At 54.8% G+C, this 25422-nt stretch carries 24 protein-coding genes; 6 read left to right on the top strand and 18 right to left on the bottom strand.

Annotated features, from left to right (window positions below; translation table 11 throughout):
- The first annotated feature begins 224 nt into the window (after window positions 1-224).
- From argB to BLP53_RS08250, 6 genes are all read left to right on the top strand, one after another.
- The gene (gene argB, locus BLP53_RS08275; RefSeq protein WP_091471688.1) at window positions 225-1109 is read left to right on the top strand and encodes an acetylglutamate kinase; all 885 of its coding nucleotides are present in this window, start codon (window positions 225-227) and stop codon (window positions 1107-1109) included.
- A 33-nt stretch (window positions 1110-1142) separates the two neighbouring features.
- Window positions 1143-1814 (top strand): pyrimidine 5'-nucleotidase, encoded by a 672-nt coding sequence (locus BLP53_RS08270; protein ID WP_091471687.1) that lies wholly within the window; start codon window positions 1143-1145, stop codon window positions 1812-1814.
- 48 nt (window positions 1815-1862) lie between these two features.
- Window positions 1863-2456, top strand: a complete 594-nt coding sequence (slmA, locus tag BLP53_RS08265; protein ID WP_091471686.1) for a nucleoid occlusion factor SlmA — start codon at window positions 1863-1865, stop codon at window positions 2454-2456.
- 39 nt (window positions 2457-2495) lie between these two features.
- Window positions 2496-2720, top strand: coding sequence for a DUF2788 domain-containing protein (locus BLP53_RS08260; RefSeq protein ID WP_091471685.1), 225 nt, complete (start codon window positions 2496-2498; stop codon window positions 2718-2720).
- A gap of 20 nt (window positions 2721-2740) precedes the next feature.
- On the top strand, window positions 2741-3076 hold the full coding sequence (locus tag BLP53_RS08255) for an excalibur calcium-binding domain-containing protein (RefSeq protein WP_091471684.1): 336 nt from the start codon (window positions 2741-2743) through the stop codon (window positions 3074-3076).
- Between the two features lie 130 nt (window positions 3077-3206).
- The gene (locus BLP53_RS08250) at window positions 3207-4151 is read left to right on the top strand and encodes a sensor domain-containing diguanylate cyclase (RefSeq protein ID WP_091471683.1); all 945 of its coding nucleotides are present in this window, start codon (window positions 3207-3209) and stop codon (window positions 4149-4151) included.
- A gap of 4 nt (window positions 4152-4155) precedes the next feature.
- On the opposite strand, the gene BLP53_RS08245 is transcribed toward BLP53_RS08250, so the two are convergent.
- The 18 genes from BLP53_RS08245 to BLP53_RS08160 form a co-directional block, all read right to left on the bottom strand.
- Window positions 4156-5364 carry a multifunctional CCA addition/repair protein gene (locus tag BLP53_RS08245; protein WP_091471682.1) on the bottom strand — a complete coding sequence of 403 codons (1209 nt, stop codon included), beginning with the start codon at window positions 5362-5364 and terminating at the stop codon, window positions 4156-4158.
- Window positions 5365-5378: 14 nt separating this feature from the next.
- A complete protein-coding gene (locus BLP53_RS08240; protein WP_091471681.1) occupies window positions 5379-6338 on the bottom strand; it encodes a complex I NDUFA9 subunit family protein in 960 nt (319 codons plus the stop codon).
- A 61-nt stretch (window positions 6339-6399) separates the two neighbouring features.
- Window positions 6400-8388, bottom strand: a complete 1989-nt coding sequence (locus BLP53_RS08235; RefSeq protein ID WP_091471680.1) for a lytic transglycosylase domain-containing protein — start codon at window positions 8386-8388, stop codon at window positions 6400-6402.
- A 46-nt stretch (window positions 8389-8434) separates the two neighbouring features.
- A complete protein-coding gene (locus tag BLP53_RS08230; protein ID WP_091471679.1) occupies window positions 8435-8617 on the bottom strand; it encodes a hypothetical protein in 183 nt (60 codons plus the stop codon).
- Between the two features lie 22 nt (window positions 8618-8639).
- Window positions 8640-9578, bottom strand: a complete 939-nt coding sequence (gene lpxC / locus BLP53_RS08225) for a UDP-3-O-acyl-N-acetylglucosamine deacetylase (protein ID WP_091471678.1) — start codon at window positions 9576-9578, stop codon at window positions 8640-8642.
- 55 nt (window positions 9579-9633) lie between these two features.
- Window positions 9634-10791 carry a cell division protein FtsZ gene (ftsZ, locus tag BLP53_RS08220; RefSeq protein WP_091471677.1) on the bottom strand — a complete coding sequence of 386 codons (1158 nt, stop codon included), beginning with the start codon at window positions 10789-10791 and terminating at the stop codon, window positions 9634-9636.
- A gap of 83 nt (window positions 10792-10874) precedes the next feature.
- Window positions 10875-12113: a cell division protein FtsA gene (ftsA, locus tag BLP53_RS08215; protein WP_091471676.1), complete on the bottom strand. Its 1239-nt coding sequence runs from the start codon at window positions 12111-12113 to the stop codon at window positions 10875-10877.
- 39 nt (window positions 12114-12152) lie between these two features.
- Window positions 12153-12857 carry a cell division protein FtsQ/DivIB gene (locus BLP53_RS08210; protein WP_091471675.1) on the bottom strand — a complete coding sequence of 235 codons (705 nt, stop codon included), beginning with the start codon at window positions 12855-12857 and terminating at the stop codon, window positions 12153-12155.
- The gene (locus tag BLP53_RS08205; protein WP_245652722.1) at window positions 12847-13836 is read right to left on the bottom strand and encodes a D-alanine--D-alanine ligase; all 990 of its coding nucleotides are present in this window, start codon (window positions 13834-13836) and stop codon (window positions 12847-12849) included. Before BLP53_RS08205 ends, BLP53_RS08210 begins: the two co-directional genes overlap by 11 nt.
- Window positions 13833-14738 carry a UDP-N-acetylmuramate dehydrogenase gene (murB, locus tag BLP53_RS08200; protein ID WP_091471674.1) on the bottom strand — a complete coding sequence of 302 codons (906 nt, stop codon included), beginning with the start codon at window positions 14736-14738 and terminating at the stop codon, window positions 13833-13835. Before murB ends, BLP53_RS08205 begins: the two co-directional genes overlap by 4 nt.
- Window positions 14735-16129, bottom strand: coding sequence for a UDP-N-acetylmuramate--L-alanine ligase (gene murC / locus BLP53_RS08195; protein WP_091471673.1), 1395 nt, complete (start codon window positions 16127-16129; stop codon window positions 14735-14737). The genes murB and murC overlap by 4 nt, the downstream gene beginning before the upstream one ends.
- A complete protein-coding gene (murG, locus tag BLP53_RS08190; RefSeq protein ID WP_091471672.1) occupies window positions 16126-17226 on the bottom strand; it encodes an undecaprenyldiphospho-muramoylpentapeptide beta-N-acetylglucosaminyltransferase in 1101 nt (366 codons plus the stop codon). Before murG ends, murC begins: the two co-directional genes overlap by 4 nt.
- Complete coding sequence (ftsW, locus tag BLP53_RS08185) at window positions 17223-18389, bottom strand: putative lipid II flippase FtsW (protein WP_091471671.1); 1167 nt, start codon at window positions 18387-18389, stop codon at window positions 17223-17225. Before ftsW ends, murG begins: the two co-directional genes overlap by 4 nt.
- A complete protein-coding gene (gene murD, locus BLP53_RS08180; RefSeq protein WP_091471670.1) occupies window positions 18383-19744 on the bottom strand; it encodes a UDP-N-acetylmuramoyl-L-alanine--D-glutamate ligase in 1362 nt (453 codons plus the stop codon). Before murD ends, ftsW begins: the two co-directional genes overlap by 7 nt.
- 28 nt (window positions 19745-19772) lie before the next feature.
- On the bottom strand, window positions 19773-20876 hold the full coding sequence (gene mraY, locus BLP53_RS08175) for a phospho-N-acetylmuramoyl-pentapeptide-transferase (RefSeq protein WP_091471669.1): 1104 nt from the start codon (window positions 20874-20876) through the stop codon (window positions 19773-19775).
- Between the two features lie 7 nt (window positions 20877-20883).
- Window positions 20884-22254: a UDP-N-acetylmuramoyl-tripeptide--D-alanyl-D-alanine ligase gene (locus BLP53_RS08170; RefSeq protein WP_091471668.1), complete on the bottom strand. Its 1371-nt coding sequence runs from the start codon at window positions 22252-22254 to the stop codon at window positions 20884-20886.
- Window positions 22251-23678, bottom strand: a complete 1428-nt coding sequence (locus BLP53_RS08165; RefSeq protein WP_091471667.1) for a UDP-N-acetylmuramoyl-L-alanyl-D-glutamate--2,6-diaminopimelate ligase — start codon at window positions 23676-23678, stop codon at window positions 22251-22253. The genes BLP53_RS08170 and BLP53_RS08165 overlap by 4 nt, the downstream gene beginning before the upstream one ends.
- Window positions 23675-25402 carry a peptidoglycan D,D-transpeptidase FtsI family protein gene (locus BLP53_RS08160; protein ID WP_091471666.1) on the bottom strand — a complete coding sequence of 576 codons (1728 nt, stop codon included), beginning with the start codon at window positions 25400-25402 and terminating at the stop codon, window positions 23675-23677. Before BLP53_RS08160 ends, BLP53_RS08165 begins: the two co-directional genes overlap by 4 nt.
- Between the last annotated feature and the right edge of the window lie 20 nt (window positions 25403-25422).

Raw genomic sequence — 25422 nt, 5'->3', positions numbered from 1 at the left:
ACCAGCATCCCCTGTATTGCACAGGCATTCAGTGTATCCAAGTAGCTTTGACATAATAGCCACGCCTCCCTGGCAACGCCTGCTTCCCCCACCCGCCATCAAAAATTTGAACAAAATCCGCAAAAGCACTTCTTACTGGTCATCTTAAGTAAAATTAAACAGCAGTCATTCACTGTTTAAGTCCCAACGGATAGAATAGTCACATTATCAACAGCCAAACTCCTATGATGAACATCTCGAAAGCCGCCCATAAAGCGCAAACCCTGTCCGAAGCCCTGCCGTACATCAAACGCTTTTTTGATAAAACCATCGTCATCAAATATGGCGGCAATGCCATGACTGATGAGCGCCTGAAGGAGTGCTTCGCACAGGATGTTGTTTTGCTGAAACTGGTCGGCATGAACCCTGTGGTGGTCCATGGTGGCGGCCCGCAAATTAACGAGATGCTGGATAAACTGGGCAAAAAAGGCGAATTTATCCAGGGCATGCGCGTGACCGATGAAGAAACCATGGACGTGGTGGAAATGGTGCTAGGTGGCCAGGTCAACAAGGAGATCGTCAACCTGATCAACCGTCACGGCGGCAAAGCGGTTGGCCTGACTGGGCAAGATGGTAATTTTATTCATGCGCACAAGCTGCTGATGGAAGACCTCAAGGATCCGACCAAGATGATTGATGTCGGCCAGGTGGGTGAAATTTCCGGCATAGACCCGAGCATCATTACTTTCCTTGATAGCGGCGACTTTATTCCGGTGGTAGCCCCGATTGGCGTCGGCAAAGATGGGGAAACCTACAACATCAATGCCGATGTGGTGGCTGGCAAGCTGGCAGAGATCCTGAATGCAGAAAAACTGATCCTGCTGACCAATACGCCAGGCGTGCTGGATAAAGAGGGCCAGCTGCTGACCGGCCTGACGCCGAAACAAATCGACGACCTGGTGGCTGACGGCACCCTGAGCGGCGGCATGTTGCCAAAAATCGCTTCTGCGCTGGATGCCGCCCGCAGTGGTGTCAAATCCGTCCATATTATCGATGGCCGCGTTGAGCATGCCTTGTTGCTGGAAGTCCTGACCGATGAAGGCGTAGGGACTTTAATCAAAGCCAAATAAACATCAAGCCAGTCATTACGCTCAACTAACAGCATGTCTCGCAGGGTGTGGATTTTCGATCTCGACGACACCCTGCACAACGCCTCGGCACAGATATTCCCCACCATGAACCAATCCATGACGCGCTACATCATGGATTTTCTGGCGCTGGAAGAACTGGCCGCACATCAGTTACGCCAGTATTACTGGCAACTGTATGGCGCCACACTCAAAGGCCTGATGCGCCATCATGGTGTCAATCCGCACCATTTCCTGGCCGAAACGCATGCCTTCCTGACCGATGACATGGTACAAGCCACCAAGCAGCTACGCCAGTTGCTGCAAAAACTGCCGGGACGCAAATGCGTATTCACCAATGCTCCGCGCAGCTATGCATTGCGCGTACTGGAAGTGCTGGGCATTCTTGATTGCTTCACACTGGTCTTCAGCGTGGAATCTTCCGGCTTTCATGCCAAGCCATCGGTACGCGGATTCCGCAAATTGTTGCGCCAGTTACATTGCCGTGCGACCGATTGCACCCTGTTTGAAGACAGCCTGCCTGCACTGATGACCGCCAGGCGGCTAGGCATGCGTACAGTGTGGATCAGCCGTCGCCTGCATAAACCGAACTTTGTGCAATATCGGTTACCGCATGTGTTGGCACTCACTCACAGTGCATTGAAAAAAGGCGCGTCATGCATTCCCGCTGGTGGAGAATGCGGTTAAAATAGGGCCAAAATAACAACACCGCATTATCTGGATCAGGGACGCACCATGGCCACCATCAACAAAGAAGCACGCGCAAACCGCAAACAACAAATCTTGGAAACGCTGGCGGGCATGTTGCAAACACCCAAAGGTGAAAAAATCACTACCGCAGCACTGGCAGCCAGGCTGGAGGTTTCCGAAGCGGCGTTATACCGCCACTTTGCCAACAAGGCCAAAATGTTCGAAGGTCTGATCGAGTTTATTGAAAGCGCGCTGTTTGGCGTCATCAATAAAATCACCAGCGACGAAACCGATGGTCTCAAGCAAGTGCAACTGATGCTGCAAACCATGCTGAAATTTGCCGAGCGTAATCCCGGCATGTCACGCGTACTGATCGGGGATGCCCTGGTGAACGAGGATGAGGTTCTGCAAGCACGTATTAACCAGCTGATTGACCGCCTGGAAGCCAGCGTCAAGCAATCCCTGCGTATTGCCGAAGCCCAGGGTAACAAAATGACCGATGCCGGCATTGCGGCCAATACCATGATCAGCTTTGTGGTCGGGCGCTGGCACGCATTCGCCAAAAGCGGCTTCAAACGCAAACCCAGTGACAATCTGGAACAACATATCGCCCAGCTGATGACCGGCAGCCTGCAATAATCTTTTTACCTCATTTCCGGCCACAGGAAGTTTGTAATTATGGAAACCACTATTTTTGGCATGAATGAAGCGCAGCTGACCGAATTCGGCATGACCTATGGCCTGGCGGCGCTGATCCTTTTTCTCTTCTTTATCGTCGGCAACCTGGCTTGGAAATCCAAGGCGGGAAAAACCGGCACTTTTGCCTTGTTCCTGGCGCTTACATTAGGCATGGTGGGCTTTCTGGCCAAACTGCTGATTGAGCATTACCTGAATATTAATTAACACACTGTCCGAACCGGCCCATGAATATTCTTAAAATGTTTGGGCTGGTACTTCTGGCCTGCGGTGCTTACTGGTTGCTGGATCAAGTGATCTCGTCAGGATGGCTAAACCGTTTTCAGCACTCCAGTCATGCAGTCACTGCCACAGTTATTCATACCGTGGAACAGCTGGAGTCTGTCCCGCTGCCCGCTTCAGGCCCCAGTCCATCCGATAGCCGTTGTGATGGCCGACGATACTGCTCCCAGATGACTTCATGCGCGGAAGCGCAATATTTCCTGTCACATTGCCCCAATACGGAAATGGATGGCGACCACGATGGCATCCCCTGCGAAAAACAGTGGTGCGGACGTCGCTGAGAACGTCATCTTCCCGTGCAGCCAATCAATATTAATACTTTCTTACGCAAAATGCGGCTTGCAGGCTATTGCACATAGCAGGTAGCTTCGGTAACCTGCATTCACACGCAGTGATCAAGAGTTGCGCCATATGCATAATCCACCCGCCGATAACGACAGCACCATTTATAAAACCTTACTGGAATCCACCAAGGCAATCCCATGGAAAATTGACTGGGCCAGCAAACAGTTTACCTATATCGGCCCGCAAATCGAACGATTGCTGGGCTGGTCCCAGGATAGCTGGCAGTCGGTAGAGGATTGGGCTGCCCGCATACACCAGGATGAACGTGAGAGTATCGTCAATTTCTGTGTGGAAAGATCATTGCATGGCGCAGACCATGAAGCGGATTATCGCGCATTGACCCAGGACGGAGGCTATGTCTGGATCAGGGATGTGGTGCATGTGATCCGCACGCCATCTGGCGAACCGGAAGCCCTGATCGGCTTTATGTTTGATATCAGCGAGCGTAAAAAAACCGAAGAACAATTATTACAGCTGCAAAAGCAACTGGAAGAATATTCTTACAAGGACGGTCTGACCAATGTCGCCAACCGCCGCATGTTTGACCGGGTACTGGAACAGACGTGGCTGGATGCCAAACGCAACCAGCAGCCGCTGTCGGTGATTATGATCGATATTGATTTCTTCAAGCAGTACAACGACTTTTATGGCCACTTGCAGGGCGATGAAGTATTGAAACGCGTGGCACATACACTCAATGGCGCCGGCCTGCGGGTCAAGGATTTCTTTGCCCGTTTCGGCGGCGAAGAGTTTGCCCTTATCCTGCCCGAAACCAGCGAAGCATCCGCCATTAAAATCGCCGAACGTTGCCGCAACCTGGTGTTCAAGGAGCAAATCCCGCATGCTGCCTCAAAAATTGGCCAGATACTGACCATCAGTGTCGGCGTTGCCAGCACCATTCCGGTCAGCAACCATGAATCAAAGGTGTTCGTGGAATTTGTGGACAGTTTGCTGTACCAGGCCAAAAAGGCCGGACGCAACCAGATCGTACAAGGGGCGAATCAGGGTTAAGTCCCTATAAAGCGGCCTGGATTGCCTGAATCCTGGCATCGGCGACCGCCTGTTTAATTTGTGCAGGCGAAGTGCAGCTTCTGGCAATTGCGCCAGCATCCACTAACAAGGCCGCCTGCAAGGCCTTGCGCAGATGTTCCGCATCATCCAGCGGACAATCTTCCAGGCCCAGGCGACCGCGGCTGTCACACTCGCAGGCCAGCAGGAAATCCTCAAAGCGTGCCCGTTGGCGGAAAGCATCCAGTTCTTCCAGGAAATTGAGCAAGGTGCTGGCTTTCATTTCCCTGGCGGCATGTAATTTACCGTGGAATTTGGCGACGACCAGCGCCAGGTCTTTGCAATCATTAGGTACTTTGAGCCGTGCCACCACATCGCGGATCAGATCCACACTGCGTAATTCATGCCCGATATGGCGCGGCAATACTTCTTTGGGGGTGGTACCTTTACCCAGGTCATGCGTGAGAGCCGCAAAACGGACTGGCAGGCTGAAGCCTTGCCTGGCAGCATAATCGATCACCATCATGACATGCACGCCAGTATCGATTTCAGGATGGTAAATAGCCGTTTGCGGCACCCCCCACAGGCGCGCGAGCTCAGGCAAGATCACCTGTAATGCACCGCAGTCACGCAGCATGTCAAACATGCGGCTAGGCTGTTTTTCCATCAGGCCCCTGGCAATCTCCTGCCAGACACGCTCCGGTACCAGCGCATCTACTTCACCGGCGGCCACCATCTCGCGCATCAGCACCAGGGTTTCGGGGGCCACGGTAAAATCGGTGAAACGTGCCAGGAAACGCGCTGCCCGCAGGATACGCACAGGATCCTCACCGAACGCAGCCGTGACATGCCGTAATACTTTTCTCTGGATATCAGCTTGCCCATGAAACGGGTCAATCAGGCGACCATCTTCGGCCTGCGCGATGGCATTGATGGTAAAGTCACGCCGGGCGAGGTCCTCTTCCAGCGTCACTTCCGGCGCGGCATACACGCTAAAACCTTTGTAGCCTTTGCCGGTTTTGCGCTCGGTTCGCGCCAGCGCATGTTCCTGCTGGGTTTGCGGATGCAGGAAGACCGGAAAATCCTTGCCTACTGCCCGGTAGCCCGCCGCAATCATTTGCTCAGGTGTCGCGCCGACCACCACATAGTCCCTGTCCTTAACCGGCAGGCCGAGCAAACCATCACGGACGGCACCTCCTACCTGGTAAATCTGCATGCCATTCCCAATAATTAACGCCTGGCGTTAATCACACGTCCTGCAGCGGCACGAAACCGGTCGTACGCGCCACGCGGGTTATTTTTGACCAGGTAACCGGAAATCACCGCGAACATATCGGTAGGCACCACACATAATTCGTTCGCCATCGGCTGCTGGCAGACATTATCCACCTGCATGGATTTCACATTGTCACGCGACAGCAATTTAATCGGCAGCCATTGCATGAAACTGCCTTGCAACAGGGACATCCGCGTACTTAAACCGATGATGGGCCGCTGCACGCCTATGGTGTTCATCACGGCTTCCATGATCTGTTGCAAGGTCATAATAGCCGGTCCGCCCAGCTCATAAATCTTGCCGTAGGTGGCAGTTTCATTAATCGCATTGACCATGGCAGCTGCCACATCCTCTACCCAGATCGGCTGGAATTTGGCTTTAGGCATGGCCAGGACCAGTACCGGAATGTACTGTATCAGCTTGGCGAACAGGTTGATAAACCGGTCGCGTGCACCAAACACCACGGACGGACGGAAGATTGTCACATGCAGTTTCTTACTGTGTTCCATCACGGCCAGGTCACCTGCCGCCTTGCTGCGCAAATAGGCGCTGGGTGCGCTGACGGCAGCCTGCAAGGCACTCATATGCAATAACCGCGGGACACCCAATTCCACACACAGTTGTGCAACGCGACGGGGAAACTGGTGATGCATTTTCTCGAAATCATTGTCATGGGCCGGATGCAGGACGCCAATCAGGTTAATCACCACGTCACTACCGGCCAGTTGCGTGCGCAAGGCCGCCTGGTCATTGACATCGCATTCAACCACTTGCACCTTGGGCAGAAGAATCAGGTGCTTGGCGGCTTCGCGGCGACGCGTCAGGACTTTGACCTGGTATCCCGCCTGATCCAGCCTGGCCACCACGCTGCTACCGACAAACCCGCTACCGCCCAATACTGTGACTGTCTTCATATTGCCTATTCCTGATACGTTGCATATTTCAACGATATTGTACCGAAAAACCACCCGTCATTTACTCTTGTTCCAGGATACGGATTGTCGTGGTCACGCTCTCCGTCTCTGTCACACTGGCGCTACCACGTGCCGGAACGGTTCCTAGCCGCTTTTTAAGCGTGATGACCGGCAAACCTAGCCTGGAGGCATACATATGCGCATTCGCCAGCACTTTCTTTACATAATTGCGTGTCTCGCTGAACGGGATGGTTTCGGCATAAATCGCGCCTTCCAGCGGCATATCGGCTGCCCAGCGTTTGGCGCGGCCCGGTCCGGCATTATACGCAGCCGTCGCCATGGCTTCCTGGCCGTTGAATGTGTCCAGCGTGTAGCGCATATAGTAAGTGCCCAGATTCACGTTGGTATCAATATCATGCAACATGCCATCGTGATAAGTGGTCCATCCCAGTTTTTTGGCGATCCATTTGGCTGTCGCCGGCATGACTTGCATCAAGCCACCAGCCCCCACCGACGACTTGGCATAATGCATGAATCGGCTTTCCTGCCGGATAATGCCATATACCCAGGCCTCATCAATCTCCCGTGCCTTGGACGCTTTCTGCAGGTAATCCCGATAGGGGGTCGGATAACGCAATGCAAAGTTATGCGTACGGCTGGTTTTATCTGCAGCCAGTACCGTTAGATCATACCAGCCTTTCAGTAATGCATATTGCGCAGCCACAATCCGTGTAGGATCATCCAGCGCATCGAGCAAATATAACCATTCCAGCCTGGCTTCGTAGCGTGCCTCCACATCAAACAATGCTTCAATCCGCTTGATAACCGGCTGCCTGGCAAACTGCCGCACCTCTTCATCTGTCGGCTGGTAAGTCGCCATGGGCTCACCGGCCACGGGGCCTAATTCCTCAGCAGCCAGCCAGCCATAAAAATGGCGTTCCTGCGACAATGGCGCCAATAGCAGATTTGCCTCCGTGGTTTGCCCTTTGGCTTTGAGCGCACGTGCCTTCCAGTAACGCCAGGCATGTTCGTCGGCCAGGGAGTTTGGCATGGCATTAATGACTTTCAGCAATGTCGCCCAGTCCTGTGCCCGCAGCGCGCTACGGGCATACCATTCCCATTGCTCGGTACTGAAAACAGCCGTGTCCAGCTTGCTGAATGCTTTCAGCGCTTCAGGTTCATGCTTCCTGGCAGACTCCAGCGCCATATAGGCCTGGACAAGCTGCTTTTCCTCGTTGCTCAATATTCCGCTATATTTCTGGTAGCTGGTTTGCGCCAGCGCACCATCCGCTTTCGCCTGCCGGTCAATGGCATACAGATACAGTGCCCGGCCATAAGCGGTTTTATCCTGGATATTGCCTTTTTTCAGCGCCAGCGCCGGGTTCTGCGCCACATCATCCATCTGCTTGAAAAATGCAGGATCCGTTTTTCTGGCGCGCTTGGCCAGCACCTTGGCTAACGCCGGTTTATTGGCAAACAAGGCATTGCGATAAACAGCCAGTAGCAGGCTCTCATCCAGTACACCCACTTCCTGCAACGCCTCCAGCATACCCTGGCAATCGGCCGGTAATTCCTTGCCGGATAACAGCAGGCGTTTGCCATCTTCATAAGCCGCTGGATCATCCAGCGCAATGCCAGCCTGCACCTGGAAACACTGGTTGCCGGTATCGTTCAGGCTGTAATAACTGGGGATTTGCGCGCGGATCTCGACAAACTGGTCCCAGAACTGTACGCGTCCCAGCCGTTTGAGCCATAATTCACGCACGCGTTGTGCCAGCAGGGAGTCGTTGTTCTCCTGCAAGAAAGCCTGTACCTGTGCATAGGACAGTTGGTCCATGGTCAGGATCATTTGCCAGTATTGCAAATAAGACACCAGCGGAGAACGGCGCTGCCTGAGTGTCTCCAGCGCCTCGTTGAGTGCAGGCAGGTTTTTGCTTTGATAGGCCTGTTTGGCTTGCTGGTAAGTTTCAGGTTCACCTGCAAACGCTGATTGAATCAGGCTTAAACAGCAGGTGGCCAGGAAAAGGAAATGAACGAATCTAGTCTTCATGTAGCATCAACTCACGCGTACTGACGTATGCTGCACGCGCCGGCAATTAAATTCTGGCCAGTCGGCTGAGGAAGAAAAACAGCAGCAATAACAGGACAACGACAAACCCTGCCCGCCAAACGCGCTTCAGCCATTGCCAGTAGCGCGGGTTACCCGTTTGCCAGCCCAGCAAGGCAAATACCAGCGTACTGAGCACCAGTACTACAAATAATATGCGTATCCACCACATGATCTTCGTCTGCTTCCAGGGTTCAGGCGGCCGGCAGCAAGGGCGCAGGGTTAAAGTAGTCACGCTGGCGGATAAAACCAACCGGCGCTTGCGTATCATCTTCAAAACTGCAGTATTCCCAGGCAGTGTCATCAGCCAGCAAGGCGCGCAATAACTGGTTATTCAAGGCATGCCCGGATTTGAAGGCGGCAAATTGCCCGACAATCGGGTAACCCAGGATATATAAATCGCCAATGGCATCGAGTACCTTATGTTTGGCAAACTCGTCGTCATAGCGTAAACCGCCGCCATTCAGCACTTTATATTCGTCTAGCACAATCGCGTTATCCAGGCTGCCGCCTTTGGCCAGGCCATTGGCGCGCAGGTATTCCACCTCGTGCATAAAGCCAAAGGTACGCGCGCGGCTGATTTCATCGACATAGCTTTGGCTATCGTAATCAATGGTCACGGTTTTACCTGAGAACTCGAACACGGGATGTGCAAAATCGATAGTGAATTCGGCCCTGAAGCCGTGATGTGGCGTAAATTTTGCCCATTTGTCGCCATCCTGGACTTCGACCGGCTTCAGGATGCGCACAAATTTTTTCGCTGCATCCAGTTCGGCCAGCCCAGCCGTTTGTAGCAGATAGATAAACGGCCCCGAACTGCCATCCATGATGGGGACTTCGGCGGCCGTCAGTTCTATCAACACATTATCCACCCCCAGGCCGGCGAGGGCGGACATTAAATGCTCCACGGTGGCAACGCGCGCACCTGAAAACTCTAGGGCGGAGCTCAGGCGGGTATCGTTCACTGCTGTCGGGGTGACCCGCATGGCAGGCGCATCGGGCAAATCGATACGCTTGAACACGACACCGTGATCAGCAGGCGCAGGTTTGAGCGTCAGGGTGACTTTCTCACCGCTGTGCAGCCCAACGCCAGTCGCGCTGATAGGTTGTTTAAGCGTGCGTTGCTTTAACATGGTTTTCTCTTTTATCAGTGATTGACGTTATTATAAGCCAATCAAACGCTGGCCACTAATCAGCCTGCTTGCGCAAAAATGCCGGGATATCGTATTCCTCAATACCGGAATTCTTCATGGCTTCCACCTGGGCGCGACGGCTGTTGCTGGTGAATACCGCTGGCTCATCTTCCTCCACCGCGAAAATCGGCTGGTTGGTCGTACCGTCACGCAGTGTCGTCATCACTTTCAGTTCAGGTTTGGCCTGGCGCTTGCCGACGGAACCGTTCAAGCCGGTCGCTACCATGGTCACACGCAGGTTATCACCCATGTTTTCATCCATCACGTTACCGACAATCACCGTCGCTTCTTCGGCAGTGAATTCCTTGATGGTGTTCATCACATCGTAGTATTCACGCATCTTGAAGCTGCCGCTGGCGCTGATATTGACCAGTACGCCACGTGCATTGGCCAGGTTGACATCTTCCAGCAATGGACTGGCAACAGCCTGCTCGGCAGCGATACGCGCACGGTCAGGGCCACTGGCTTCGGCAGAACCCATCATGGCCATACCCATTTCAGACATCACGGTGCGTACGTCGGCAAAGTCGACGTTCACCAGGCCTGGGCAATTGATGATTTCAGCAATGCCGGACACGGCGTTATGCAACACGTCGTTGGCGGCACGGTAAGCTTCCACCACGGTCACGTCTTCACCCAACACATCCATCAATTTCTCGTTAGGAATCACAATAAGAGAATCTACATATTGTGAAAGTTCTTCCAGGCCTTCTTGTGCAACCTTGGCGCGCTTGCCTTCAAAACCGAATGGTTTGGTGACTACGGCCACGGTCAGGATACCCATTTCACGTGCGACTTCTGCAATGATAGGCGCCGCACCGGTACCGGTACCTCCACCCATGCCTGCCGTGATGAACAGCATGTCGGCGCCATCAATGGTTTCCGCAATGCTGTCACGGTCTTCCAGCGCAGCTTCACGGCCGATTTCAGGCTTGGCGCCCGCGCCCAGGCCTTTGGTGATATCGGAACCAATCTGCAACACGACTTTTGCATTGCTCTTTTTCAGCGCCTGCATATCCGTGTTGGCGCAAATAAATTCCACGCCGGTCACGCTCTTGGTCATCATATGTTCCACAGCGTTACCGCCGCAACCACCGACACCGATCACCTTGATTACGGCGCCGTCATTCTCTTTGTCAAATATCTCAATCATACTAACCCTCCATTTGCCTATTATTGAGTGATTGGTTTGCCCCGCACACTCGCCCTAACACACATTAAAAAAACTACAAGAAACTAGAAATTACCGGTAAACCAACTCTTCATGCGTTCCAGCAACCTGCCAAACGAACCTGACTGCAAATTGCCTACCATTTGCTTTTCGACCTGCTGCTTGGCCATCAGCAACAAGCCTATGCCAGTGGCATAACGTGGATTGCCCACCACTTCGGACAACCCTTCCACACCTCTGGGTACGCCCAGGCGTACCGGGGTATGGAAAATTTCTTCACCCAGCTCAACCATGCCGCGCATCTGTGCCGCGCCACCGGTAATCACGATGCCGGAAGCAATCATGGATTCCATACCGCTACGGCGCAGTTCCTGCTGTACGAACTCATAAATTTCTTCCACGCGGTCTTCAATGACTTCGGTCAGCGCCTGGCAGGACAACTGGCGTGGCTCACGGCCATCCACCGCGGGCACATCCACCACTTCGCGCGGATCGGCCAGCTGGCGCAAGGCACAGCCATGCTTGACCTTGATTTCTTCGGCTGACTGCGTCGGTGTGCGCAAGGCCACCGCGATATCATTGGTAATCTGGTCGCCGGCAATCGGGATCACGGCGGTGTGACGGATGGCGCCATTCTTGAACACCGCCAGATCGGTGGTACCGCCACCGATATCCACCAGGCAGACACCAAGTTCTTTTTCATCTTCGGTCAGCACGGATTCACTGGAAGCCAGCGGTTGCAGAATCAGGTCGCTCACTTCCAGGCCACAACGCTTGATGCATTTGACGATATTCTGTGCTGCGGCAATCGCACCAGTCACGATATGCACGCGCACTTCCAGGCGGATACCGCTCATGCCTAACGGCTCGCGCACATCTTCCTGGCCGTCGATAATGAATTCCTGGGTCAGGATATGCAGAATCTGCTGGTCGGCTGGCAGGGCAATGGCGCGGGCGGTTTCCACCACGCGATCGATATCCATCTGCGAGACTTCACTCTCTTTGATTTTCACCATGCCGTGTGAATTGAGGCTCTTGATATGGCTGCCGGCGATGCCGGAATACACGGTATTGATTTTGCAATCCGCCATCAGCTCGACCTCTTCAATCGCGCGCTGGATAGCTTGCATGGTGGAGTCAATATTCACCACCACCCCCTTTTTCAGGCCACGGGAAGCATGCTGGCCAACGCCGATTATTTTCAGCGTGCCTTCCGGCAATATCTCTGCCGCGATCGCCACGATCTTGGAGGTGCCGATATCCAGCCCCACAATTAAATTCTTATCTTCTCTGACTCTACTCATGTGTTTTCCTTGCACAGCCTGCTCATGGCAATCTGTTGTTTAGGCTCCGTTACGCGCCATACGCAACGCGAATCCATTGGGATAGCGTAAATCTGCATAACGCCAGTCACTTTCCGCAATTGTCTGTTGCTGGCTGTAAGCCGCCACAAACTGTTGTAACCGCTGCCTGGCCGTTTCGCGCCCCAGCATCATCTGCCGCTGGTCCGCGGTTTTGATCTCCCAGGCGCGGCGTGAAGACAAGCTCAGTTGCTGAATCTGCAACGGGGTCTTCGCCAGGATCTGCGCAAAACTCACATAGCCTTGTGCCAGCTCCTTTACCGCATCGCCTGGACCATAAAACACCGGCAACTGCTCATCCGAAGCTGCCTGGAACAACTCGCCATGACGGTTGACCAGGGCGATTCCCCCCCAGCGGCCCAGCGCCTGGTGCTCTTCAACCTGCACCACGATGGTGTCCGGCCACTGGCGGCGTACACTGACCTTGCGCGCCCACGGCAACTTCTCAAACGCGGTGCGGGTGCGCTGCAAATCCAGCGTATAAAAATTGCCTTTCAGGTACTTGCTGACAATCAGCTGGATCTGCTCGTGGTTGACATGATCCAGGTTGCCTTCCACCTGCACGTGCTTGACCGGGAACACTGGCAGGTGCAGCACCACAAACAACAAGGCGTACAACAGCATCACCGCCACCAGTGAAAACAGCAGGTTGGCAATCCAGTTCAGCAATGTCGGTTTATGCCACATCGTTTATTCCGTTATCCCTGTACCAGGGCTTGCTGCAAAAAGGGTTTGCTGCAAAAAGGGTTTGCTGCAAAATACGGACAACCAATGCATCAAAATCCAGCCCTGCCGCTTTGGCTGCCATCGGCACCAGGCTGTGGTCTGTCATGCCCGGGCTGGTATTTACTTCCAGAAAGTAATGCCTGCCTCTCTCATCCATCAGGAAGTCCACGCGGCCCCAGCCTTTGCAACCCAGCACGTTGAAGGCCTGCAGGGCCTCTGCCTGGATCTGTTTTTCCTGCTCGGCCGATAATCCGCTGGGGCAACGATACTCAGTGTCATCCCGCAGGTACTTGGCTTCGTAATCGTAATATTCATTTTTAGGCACAATGCGCACGATGGGCAGCGCAGTCTCACCCAGGATACCCACGGTATATTCACCGCCACCGACAAACTGCTCGACAATCACCAATGGATCGGACTGTTTGGCCAGGGTATACGCAGTGACCAGATCGCTAGCCTGCTTGACCTTGCTCACGCCTATGCTGGAGCCTTCATTGGCCGGCTTCACGAACAAGGGCAAACCCAATGCAGTCACCACATTCTCGGCATGTGTGCTGTCATCCATCAGCACATAGTTAGGCGTGACCACACCTGCCGCTGTCCACAACAATTTGGTACGCCATTTATCCATCCCCAGCGCCGATGCCATCACACCGCTACCGGTATACGGGATATCCATCAACTCCAGCGCACCCTGGATAGTGCCGTCTTCGCCATAGCGGCCATGCAGGGCAATAAAGGCGCGGTCAAATGCTTTCAGCGCAGATAAATCCTCAGTGGCAGGGTCAAACGCATGTGCATCCACGCCCTGGCGTTGTAATGCCGCCAGCACGGCTGAACCACTCTTGAGTGACACTTCACGCTCGCCTGAACGGCCGCCAAACAGCACCGCGACCTTGCCAAATGCTTGCTGTGCCATATTTACACTGTTAAGACTCATGCTTTTAAAACACCTTCCCCTATCACTTTTACTTCCTGTACCAGTGCCACGCCCTGCTTGGCACGCACCGTCGTTTTGACGTGCTCGATCAGCGCTTCAATGTCGGCAGCACTGGCGCTGCCCAGATTCACAATAAAGTTGGCATGCTTTTCCGATACCTGTGCGCCACCTATGGTGGTGCCTTTTAAACCTGAGGCTTCAATCAGGCGGGCGGCAAAATCACCTTCAGGATTCCTGAAGGTCGAACCGGCGCTCGGCATATTCAGCGGCTGGCTGGCCAGGCGCTTTGCCAGCAACTGTTTAATCTGCTCCGCTGACGCTTTGCCATCCCCCGCAGGCACGGTAAACCAGCCGCCCAGAAACCACTCATCTGCTACCGGATGCGTCACATGGCGGTAAACCGGCTGGTATTCCGCTTTGTTTCGCACCTGCACCTTGCCGTTGCGATCTATGGTTTTCAGCTGGTCCACCCATTGCCAGGTTTCACCACCATAGCAGCCGGCATTCATGGCCAGCGCCCCACCGACCGTGCCCGGAATACCCGCCATAAACTCGGCCCCGGCGCGGTTCTGGCTGGCGGCAAAACGTGCCAGTTTGGCGCAGGTGACGCCGGCATCGGCATAAATCCGTTCGCCCTGCATTTCCAGCGCTTGCAAGGCCTGGTGCATGACCACCACGGTGCCGCGCACACCACCATCACGCACCAGCAAATTACTGCCCAAGCCAATAAAGGTCAGTGGTTCACTGGCAGACAATTGCTGCAGGAACTGCTGCAAATGCTGCACGCTATCGGCCAGCACCAGGCGGTCGGCCGGGCCGCCGACACGCCAGCTGGTGTAACGTGCCAGCGGCTCGTGATGCAGCACTTGCAAGCCTGATGCTTTTACACCCGATGCAGTCATACGCTGGCCAGCTCCCGGGTTTTGGCCGCCACACTGCCAATGTTGCCGGCACCCATCACCACAACCACATCGCCTGCCTGCACGCTATCCAGTATCGTGGCAGGCAATTCGTCGGTGGTTTCCACAAAGCGTGGCTCCACCTTGCCGTTGACACGGATGGCGCGAATCAGGCTGCGCGTATCTGCGGCCACGATAGGCGCTTCACCGGCGGCATACACCTCGGTCAACAACAAGGCGTCCACGGTGGAGAGCACTTTGACAAAGTCTTCAAAACAGTCACGCGTACGCGTGTAGCGGTGCGGCTGGAAAGCCAGTACCAGGCGGCGGTCAGGGAATGCTCCGCGCGCCGCCGCAATCACCGCTTGCATTTCAATCGGGTGATGGCCGTAATCATCGACCAGTGTGAAATGGCCGCCGTTCACCGGGATTTCGCCATAACGCTCAAAACGGCGACCTACGCCGCCAAACTCAGCCAATGCTTTCAGGATGGCGGCATCCGGTACATTCAGCTCGGTGGCAATGGCAATCGCAGCCAGTGCATTCAATACATAATGATGCCCCGGCAGATTTAACGTGACTTCATTGCGCAAGGTCTTGCCATTTTTGCGCACCAGCGTGAAATGCATCTTGCCGTTATCTGCCACGATATTTTCCGCGCGTATGCTGGCGTCTTCATGCGTGCCGTAAGTGGTCACCGGACGCGTCACACGTGGCAGGATTTCGCGCACATTGGCATCATCCACGCATAGCACCGCCATGCCCCAGAACGGAATCTGCTGCAAAAATTCCACGAACGCGGTTTTGAGCTTGTCAAAACTGTGCTCGTAAGTATCCATATGGTCCTGGTCGATATTGGTGACCACGGCCAGGATGGGCGTCAGGTGCAGGAAAGAGGCATCCGATTCGTCAGCTTCGACCACAATCCACTCGCCGGTACCCAAGCGGGCATTGGCACTGGCCGCTTCCAGCTTGCCGCCAATGACAAAGGTCGGGTCCATGTCTGCCTCTGCCAGGATGCTGGCAATCAGGCTGGTAGTCGTGGTTTTACCATGCGTACCGGCCACGGCAATGCCCTGCTTGAAGCGCATCAGTTCTGCCAGCATCACGGCACGCGGAATCACCGGCACCTTGCGTGCTCTTGCGGCAATGATTTCCGGGTTCGCCTCGTTAATGGCACTGGACACCACGACGACATCGGCATCACTCAGGTACTCGGTGGCATGCCCCTGAAACACAGTGGCACCAAAGTCTTGCAAGCGCCTGGTGGTCGCATTGCTGGCCAGGTCAGAGCCGCTGACTTCAAAACCCAAGTTGAGCAATACCTCGGCGATGCCGCTCATGCCGGAACCGCCGATGCCGATAAAGTGAATCTTTTTGACTTTATGTTTCATGCTGAACCTGGGGTTCCTTTTTTATTGCCTGCCGCCAGCTGCCGGCAAATATCTGCGACTTGTTGCGTGGCTTGCGGCCTGGCCAGCGCACGTGCTTTTTGCGCCATGGCCAGGCAGGTTGGCCTGTCCAGGGTTTTCAATGTGCGCACCAGCTGCGACACTTCCAGCGCCTGTTGCTGTATCAGCAAGGCTGCACCTGCCTGTTGCAAATAAGCAGCATTGGTCGTTTGATGGTCATCCACCGCAAACGGGAACGGCACCAGGATACTGGCAGCCCCCACATTGGCTAGCTCCGCCACCGTCAAGGCACCCGCGCGGCAAATCACCAGGTCAGCCCAGTCATACACTTCATCCATCTCGTAAATAAAGGCACGGCAATCTGCCGCCACGCCCGCCTCGGCATAATTCTTCTTAAGTGCTTCGATCTGCTTTTCACCTGCCTGATGAATGATCTGTGGCCGCTCATTGGCTGGCAGTTGCGCAAAAGCCTGGGGTAACAAGGTATTTAAAGCCACCGCCCCCAGGCTGCCACCAACGACCAGTATGCGTAACGCACCATGATGGCCAGCAAATCGCACTTCCGGTACGGGCAAGGTTGTAATCACTTCACGTACCGGATTGCCCACCATTTCACCTTTGGTGCCCAGGGCATTCGGAAACCCGGTCAGCACGCGGTTGGCGATCCTTGCCAGTACCTTGTTGGTCAGGCCAGCAATCGAGTTCTGCTCATGAATCACCAGCGGCACGCCGGCCAGCTTCGCCATCACACCACCCGGAAACGCGGCAAAACCGCCCATGCCAAGCACAACATCAGGTTGATACTGGCGAATCGCTGCCCTGGCTTGCGTAAATGCGCGCGCCAATTTCACTGGCAAGGTCAGCCAGCCCAGCAGGCCTTTGCCACGCACACCTTGCATGGCCATCATGGCTTTGTCGTATGGTTTATCTGCAATCAGGCGATTTTCCATCCCGCCCTCCGTCGCCAGCCAGACAATTTTCCAGCCTTGTGCATGCAATGCATCTGCAACTGCCATGGCCGGATAAACGTGTCCACCGGTACCGCCCGCCATGACCATTAATGTGGTTTGGCGGCTCATGTTTGCAAGCCTTTCTGCAAGCGGCGATTCTCAAAATCAATGCGCAACAGCACAGACAGCGCAATGCAATTGGCCAGGATGCCGCTACCGCCATAAGATAACAATGGCAAGGTCAGGCCCTTGGTTGGCAACAGACCCATGTTCACGCCCATATTGATAAAACCTTGTACGCCCATCCAGACGCCTATGCCCTGCGCCAGCAAGGCAGAGTAGTAACGCTCATTGGCAACAGCCTCCTTGGCGATGCTGAACGCGCGGATCACCAGCCAGGCAAACAGCAACACCACGACCATCACGCCGACATAACCCAGTTCTTCGGCGACGACGGCCAGCAGGAAGTCGGTATGTGCTTCCGGCAGGTACAACAGTTTTTCCACGCTGCCGCCCAGGCCGACGCCCCAGAATTCACCACGGCCAAATGCGATCAGGGCGTGGGATAACTGATAGCCGGTATCAAACGGGTCATCAAATGGATTCAAAAAACCTTTCATGCGCTCCAGGCGGTAGGGTTCCATCACCACTAGGCCGATCACCGCCAGTGGCAAGGCTCCCAGCATGGCCATAAACACTTTCAGGTTCACGCCACCCAGCCACATAATGGAAAATGCTATCGAGGCAGTGACGGCAAAGGCACCGAAGTCCGGCTCTTTCAGCAGCAAGACACCGACAAACACCATCACACCCAGCATGGGCAAAAACCCTTTTTTGAAGCTGTGCATGTTGCTGGCCTTGCGCACGGCATAATCCGAGGCGTACATGGCGATAAACAGTTTCATCAACTCCGAAGGCTGCAAATTCATGACCAGCAGGGAAATCCAGCGGCGGCTACCGTTGACCACTTTGCCGATACCGGGAATCAGTACCAGGATCAGCAGCACGATGCCGATAATAAACAGGTAAGGCGACATTTTCTGCCACCAGGCCATCGGAATCTGGAACACAATCACGGCAGCAATCAGCCCAACTACGATATAAAGTGCCTGGCGCACCAGGAAATAGGTGCTGTTATGGCCGAACATTTTGCTGGAGTCAGCATAGGCAATCGAGGCGGAATACACCATGACCATGCCGAAGGCCAGCAAAGACAACACCACCCAGATCAGCGACAAGTCGAGGCTGGGCGAGTTATAGCGCTCGCGTGTCATCATCAGCGGGCCTAGCATGCTGCCTCCATCGCCCTGATTGCCTCAACAAACACTTGCGCCCTGTGCTCGTAGTTCCTGAACATATCGAAGCTGGCACAGGCCGGAGATAGCAGCACGGCATCCCCTGCTTCCGCCAGTGTTTTTGCAATATGTACGGCAGCGGTTAAATCCACGGCATCCACCACGGGCATCTGGATGTTCTGCAATACCTGCTGGATTTTTGGCCCATCACGTCCAATCAGCACCACCGCCCTCGCATGCTGCTCAATGGCTGCGCGCAGGGGAGTGAAATCCTGCCCCTTACCATCGCCACCAGCAATCAGTACCACCTTCTGTGGCTGGCCATGTTTGAGCATGCCGCTGATTGCTGCGCAGGTAGCACCAACATTGGTACCTTTGGAGTCATCGTAAAAATCGATTTCATCAATCGTTGCCACCCATTCCACGCGATGTGGCAAACCGGTAAAAGATTGCACCGTATGCAGGATAGAGACTTTGTCTATACCTATGGCCTGTGTGAGCGCAATCGCGGCCAGTGCATTGGCAATATTGTGCTTGCCGCGGATATGCAGGCTATCGGATTCGATATAGTGCCGGTGACCGGCACATAACCAGCCCATTTCATTCAGGCCGTAATCATTGATGCCAGGCGCCGGATTCACACCGAACGATACCTGTGGCAACTGACCGGCCAATGCCGCACTGCGCGGATCATCACGATTAACGACAGCAATGCGCGCATGCTGGTAAATGCGCGCTTTGGACTGTGCGTACTCCTCCATATCGTCGTACCTGTCCATATGATCTTCAGACAGGTTCAGCACCGTCGCCGCATCCACTTGCAAATGATGCGTCGCTTCCAGCTGGAAACTGGAAAGTTCCAGCACATATACATCCGGTGCTGTCATCTGCAAGGTATCCAGCACCGGCACCCCGATATTGCCAGCCACAATGGTGTTCAATCCAGCCTGCTTGCAGATCTCCCCGACCAGCGTTGTCACGGTGGTTTTACCGTTAGAGCCGGTAATCGCAATCACCTTGGCATACGGCGCACGGAAACGTGCAAACAGCTCGACATCGCCCACCACGGGTTTGCCCTGCGCCATCAATTGCGCAATCACCGGCTCCTTGAGTGAGACACCAGGACTGGCGACTATCATGTCCATCTCTGCCAGTAACGCTGCGTTGAATGGCCCCAGATGGTATTCCACTTCCGGAAACTCTTCATGCAGCCTATCCTGGCCGGAGGGATGTAAGCGCGAGTCGAACATCACCACTTCCGCGCCCATCTGGCGCAGCCAGCGCAAGGCAGAGAAGCCGGTGTCACCCAGCCCCAGCACTGCTATGCGTTGTTGTTCGAAGTGTTTTTTCATGTTCGCATTCAACTCGTCATTTCGTGTGTTATCTCAACTTCAGCGTTGAAAGTCCCACCAGTACCAGCATCATGGTGATGATCCAGAATCGCACCACCACCTGGGTTTCTTTCCAGCCTTTTTGTTCGTAGTGATGGTGCAATGGCGCCATCAGGAAAATACGCTTGCCGGTGCCGGTCATTTTTTTGGTGTATTTGAAATACAGCACCTGCGCGGCCACCGAGAAAGTTTCAACCACAAACACGCCCCCCATGATGAAGAGTACGATCTCCTGGCGCACAATCACGGCCACCACCCCCAGCGCTGCACCGAGTGCCAGCGCACCGACATCGCCCATAAAGACTTCTGCCGGATAAGCGTTAAACCACAGAAAACCCAACCCGGCACCGACCATCGCCGCACAGAACACCATCAGCTCACTGGCACCCGCAACATAGGGAATACCCAAATACTTGGAAAACACCACGTGCCCAGCCACATAGGAAAATATAGCCAGTGCCGCTCCCACCATCACGGTAGGCAAAGTTGCCAGCCCATCCAGGCCATCCGTCAGGTTGACCGCATTGCTGCTGCCGACAATCACCAGGTAGGTCAGCACAATAAAACCCACCGCACCCAGCGGCAGTACCAGGTGCTTGAAAAACGGCACGATCAGCGTGGTTTCGACCGCAGTGGTCGAGGTCGCGTACAGGAAACCAGCCACCCCAAAACCAATCAGGCTTTGCCAGAAATACTTTTCCCTGGCGGACAAGCCTTTGGGATTTTTGTACACGACTTTGCGGTAATCATCGACCCAACCCACGGCACCAAACCCCAGGGTCGTGATCAACACCACCCAGATAAACCGGTTATGCAGATTGCCCCATAACAGGGTAGAAACCGCAATTGCCACCAGGATCAGCGCCCCTCCCATGGTTGGCGTGCCGGCTTTCACCAGATGTGTTTGCGGACCATCGTCACGCACCGCCTGGCCTACCTTGTATTCGGTCAGCTTGCGTATCATGGCTGGCCCGACCATAAATGAAATGGCCAGCGCAGTGAGCGTCGCCAACACGGCACGTAATGTGATGTAATCAAATACATGGAATCCACGCACATCTGTCGATAACCACTTTGCCAGTTCCAATAACATAAGCTTCCTATTTCCCCACCGGTCCGGCGGCTTGTGTTTCCACCAAAGCACTCACGACACGTTCCATCTGCATAAAACGCGACCCCTTCACCAGCACCACATCATCCGCAGCGAGATTTTTCTTCAAGGCAGAAGCCAGGGTTTCCACAGAATCAAAATACTGCCCCTGGCTGCCAAATGCCTGCACGGCGAACTGTGACTGTGTGCCCAATGCATACAGATTGTCGACACCGCTCTCTTTGGCGTAGTGACCCACCATGGCGTGCATGGCCGCTGCGTCAGCGCCCAGTTCACCCATATCGCCCATCACGAACCAGGTACGCTGGCGATAATGCTGTAACACATCCAGCGCGGCTTTCATCGAATCAGGGTTTGCGTTATAGGTGTCATCAATCACGGTCGCGCCATTGGCCGCCGTTTTCAGTTGCAGGCGGCCTTTGACACCGCCGAAGCTTTGCAGGCCCTGTGCCACCTCTGGCAAGCTTGCGCCTGCCGCCAGGCTGGCCGCCGCCGCTGCCAATGCATTCATGACATTGTGCGCACCTGGGACAGCCAGTGTGAGCGCCACTGAAGCGCCCTGGTAATGCAGCGTGAACGATGACACCGGTTCGCAGGCAACGATGCTGGCGCGCACCTCGGCATCGACACTTAATCCAAAAGTCAGTACACGGCGATGGGCATTCAGGCTGCGCCAATAGCCAGCGAACTCGCTGTCCGCGTTAATGACGGCAACCCCGTCATCCGCCAACCCGGCAAAAATTTCGCCTTTGGCTTTGGCGATGTTTTCACGTGAGCCCAGTTCGCCAATATGCGCTGTGCCGGCATTGTTAATCACCGCCACATTGGGACGGGCCAGGCGTGTCAGGTAATCGATTTCACCCAGGTGATTCATGCCCATTTCGATCACGGCACAGCGATGCGTGTCGCGCAGGCGCAGCAAGGTCAATGGCATGCCGATATCGTTGTTAAAGTTACCCGCCGTTGCCAATACCTGGCCGGCACCGCCAACATGCACCTGCATGATGGCGGCAATCATTTCCTTGGTCGTGGTTTTGCCATTGCTGCCGGTGACGGCAATCACAGGCAAACCGAGATGCTGGCGCCAGTAAGCAGCCAGTTGCCCCATGGCCAGGCGCGTATCGCTGACCTGAACCACGGGCAAGGCGGTGTCAACCGGACGCGACACCAGTGCCGCCGCAGCGCCTTGTGCGACCACTTGTGGCAAAAAGTCATGGCCGTCAAATTTCTCGCCCGGCAATGCCACAAATAGCTGGCTTGGCTGCACGCGACGGCTATCGGTATCGACGGAGGTCACCAGCACATCCGTGCCATGCAATGTACCGTGCAGGACATCTGCAATATTCTGCAAGGTCATCATGCCGGCACCCTTTTTTTCAATGCATTCAGCGCCCATTCGGCATCGCTGAAGGGATAACGGATGCCCTGGATTTCCTGGTAATCTTCATGGCCTTTGCCTGCGACCAATACCACATCTCCTTTGCCTGCCAGCGACACAGCCTGCGTGATGGCTTTGGCACGGTCGGTTTCCATCGTGAATTCACGGGTCAGGCCTTCCGCAATGGTGGCGATAATGGCATAAGGGTTTTCACTGCGCGGATTGTCATTGGTGACGATGACACTGTCTGCCAGTTCACCGGCAATCCGTCCCATTTCACTACGTTTGCCTGGATCCCGGTCGCCGCCGCACCCGAATACGCAACTCAATTTGCCACGCACCTGTACCCGCAGGGTATGCAAGGTTTTCTCCAGCGCGTCCGGCGTATGGGCATAATCGACTACCACCAGCGGCAAATCGCCACCACCCAGCATTTGCATGCGACCGGTCACAGGCATCAAACCAGAAACAGCCTGCAACGCCGCCGGTAACGCGATGTCGTGTACCAGCAGGCAGCCCAGCACGGCCAGCATGTTATGCACATTGAACTGACCCAGTGCATGCAGTTGCACAATGCCATTCCCTTGTGGCGTACGCACCTGCACTTCGAAACCGGTGGCATGCATGGTCACGGCTGTCGCACATACGTCCGCATCCTGCATGCCATAACTCATGACCCGTTTGCCTTGCTCGCGCAAGCGTCTAATCATGGCGGCACCGAACGCGTCATCCGCATTAATCACAGCAGCAGACAAGGTCTGCCAATTGAACAGTTTTTCCTTGGCTTGCTGGTATGCTCCCATGGTCAGGTGGTAATCCAGGTGGTCGCGGGTGACGTTGGTAAACACCGCCACATCAAAAGCCACCCCGTTGACCCGCCCCTGGTCCAGCCCGTGTGAAGACACTTCCATGGCCACCGTTTGCACATCCTCCAGGACGAAATTGGCAAGCAGCTTTTGCAACGCCACCGGCCCTGGTGTCGTATTCTGTGTCGCCTGCAGGTCATCCAGCGTGCCATTGCCCAGCGTGCCGATCACGGCAGCTTTACGCTGCAGGAAACGGTATGCCTGCGCCAGCCAATGCGTCACCGTGGTCTTGCCGTTGGTACCGGTCACGCCTATGCACCACAACTGCTCGGTAGGGTTCTTATAGAACTGGCTGGCAATATGGCCGACCTGGAATTTCAGGTCAGGAATGGCAATATTGTGCACCGTCCATTGCGGATTCCAGTCAAAGCCCAGGCTGTCCCAGATCACCGTGTTGGCACCTTTGGCAATCGCATCCGCAATGTAGTCCCGGCCATCGCCATGCTGGCCCGGATAGGCCAGGAACAGGTCATGTTTTTCCACCTGGCGGCTATCCGCAGTGATGCCATGGACGGGCGCTGGGATGATGTATTTACTCACATTGCCTCCGGAGCTGCATCCATCTCTGCTGGCGTGGTGGCAGGAATGGCAGCGCCATCCTGCGGAATCACCAGCATACGCAGTACATCGTTCATCACGGCGCTGAACACCGGCGCTGCCACGCTACCGCCGTAATATTCACCATTACTTGGCTCATCTATCATCACGGCCATGATCAGGCGTGGATTAGACGCGGGCACCATACCGACAAAAGAGCCAACATATTTGTCGTGTTCATAACCACCGGGGCCCAGTTTGTGCGCCGTGCCGGTCTTGCCTGCCACACGGTAGCCGGTCACTTGTGCTTTCAGGGCGGTACCGCCTGGCTGCACCACCAGTTCCAGCATATCCTTGACGGCATTCGCTACCTTGGCAGAAAACACCTGGCGCCCCACCGGCGGCTCAGACAGTTTGGTCAGCGTAACCGGCAACAGCTCACCTTCATTGGCAAAAACAGTATAGGCACGCGCCAGTTGCAGCAAAGTGACACTGATCCCATGCCCATACGACATGGTCGCCTGCTCAATCGGGCGCCAGGTTTTGTAATCGCGCACCTTGCCGGAAGCCTCGCCGGGGAAACCGATTTTAGTCGGCGAGCCGAACCCGAGCTGTATGTAGGTGTTCCATAATTGCTCGCGGTTAAGTTCCAGCGCCATTTTGGCCGAACCCACATTGGAGGATTTCTGGATCACCTGCGAGACGCTCAATATCTGGTTAGGATGTGAATCGTGGATAGTGGCAGTGCCTATACGCAAATATCCCGGTGCCGTCTGGATTTTGGTGTCCGGCTGGAAAGGGCCGAATTCCATCGCAGCCGCTGCGGTCACCGGTTTCATGGTGGAGCCTGGCTCAAAAATGTTCACAATGGCCGAATTGCGCAACTTGCTGGCGACATTGACCGGGCTATTCGGGTTATAAGTAGGAATATTCACCAGCGCCAGCACTTCACCTGTCTTGGCATCCAGCACCACCGCAGCAGCAGCCTTGGCTTTATGTTTTTCTACGGCGCGGGATAACTCGCGATGCACCACATATTGCACGGTACGGTCTATGCTTAACACCAGGTCCTGGCCATCATGTGGCAGCTTAACCGCCACCAGGTCTTCGATCACATGCCCTTTACGGTCCTGTACAAAGTCGCGCTTGCCTGCCGTGCCCGACAATACGCTGTTACGGTACAGCTCCATGCCTTCCACGCCGGTATCATCCACGCCAGTGAAACCGACGATATGGGCCGCCACTTCTGCCGCCGGGTAGAAGCGTTTGTATTCTTTCTGACTGAATACGCCGGGCACTTTCATCGCCATCACCTGTTTTGCCACATCGGGCGCCACTCTCCGTTTGATATACACAAATTCTTTTTTCTTTTGCTGCACTTTCTGCTGCAAGTCTTTCGGCGCCATATCCAGCAATTTGGCCATTTGCTTTAATTGCGCCGCCGATACCTGCACATCGGTCGGGTTGACCCACAACGACTCCACCGGCAGGCTGATGGCCAATGGCTTGAAGTTACGGTCGTAAATCTTGCCGCGATGCGGCATCAACACCACTTTGCGTCGCGAGAACGCCTCACCTTTTTTAATCAGGTAATCCTTGTGCAGGGTTTGCAGGTAAAGCCCGCGCCCCAGCAACAGGGCAAAACTCAGCAACAGCAACACCAGCAGCGCCCTTCTGCGCCAGGCCGGCAGTTTCACCAGCTTATGTTGACTTTCCTTCAACAACATACGTCTACTTTCGCCCTGTC

The sequence above is a fragment of the Methylophilus rhizosphaerae genome (assembly GCF_900100975.1).
GTDB classification, from domain to species: domain Bacteria; phylum Pseudomonadota; class Gammaproteobacteria; order Burkholderiales; family Methylophilaceae; genus Methylophilus; species Methylophilus rhizosphaerae.
This window is presented reverse-complemented; position numbering and strand designations above follow the sequence as displayed.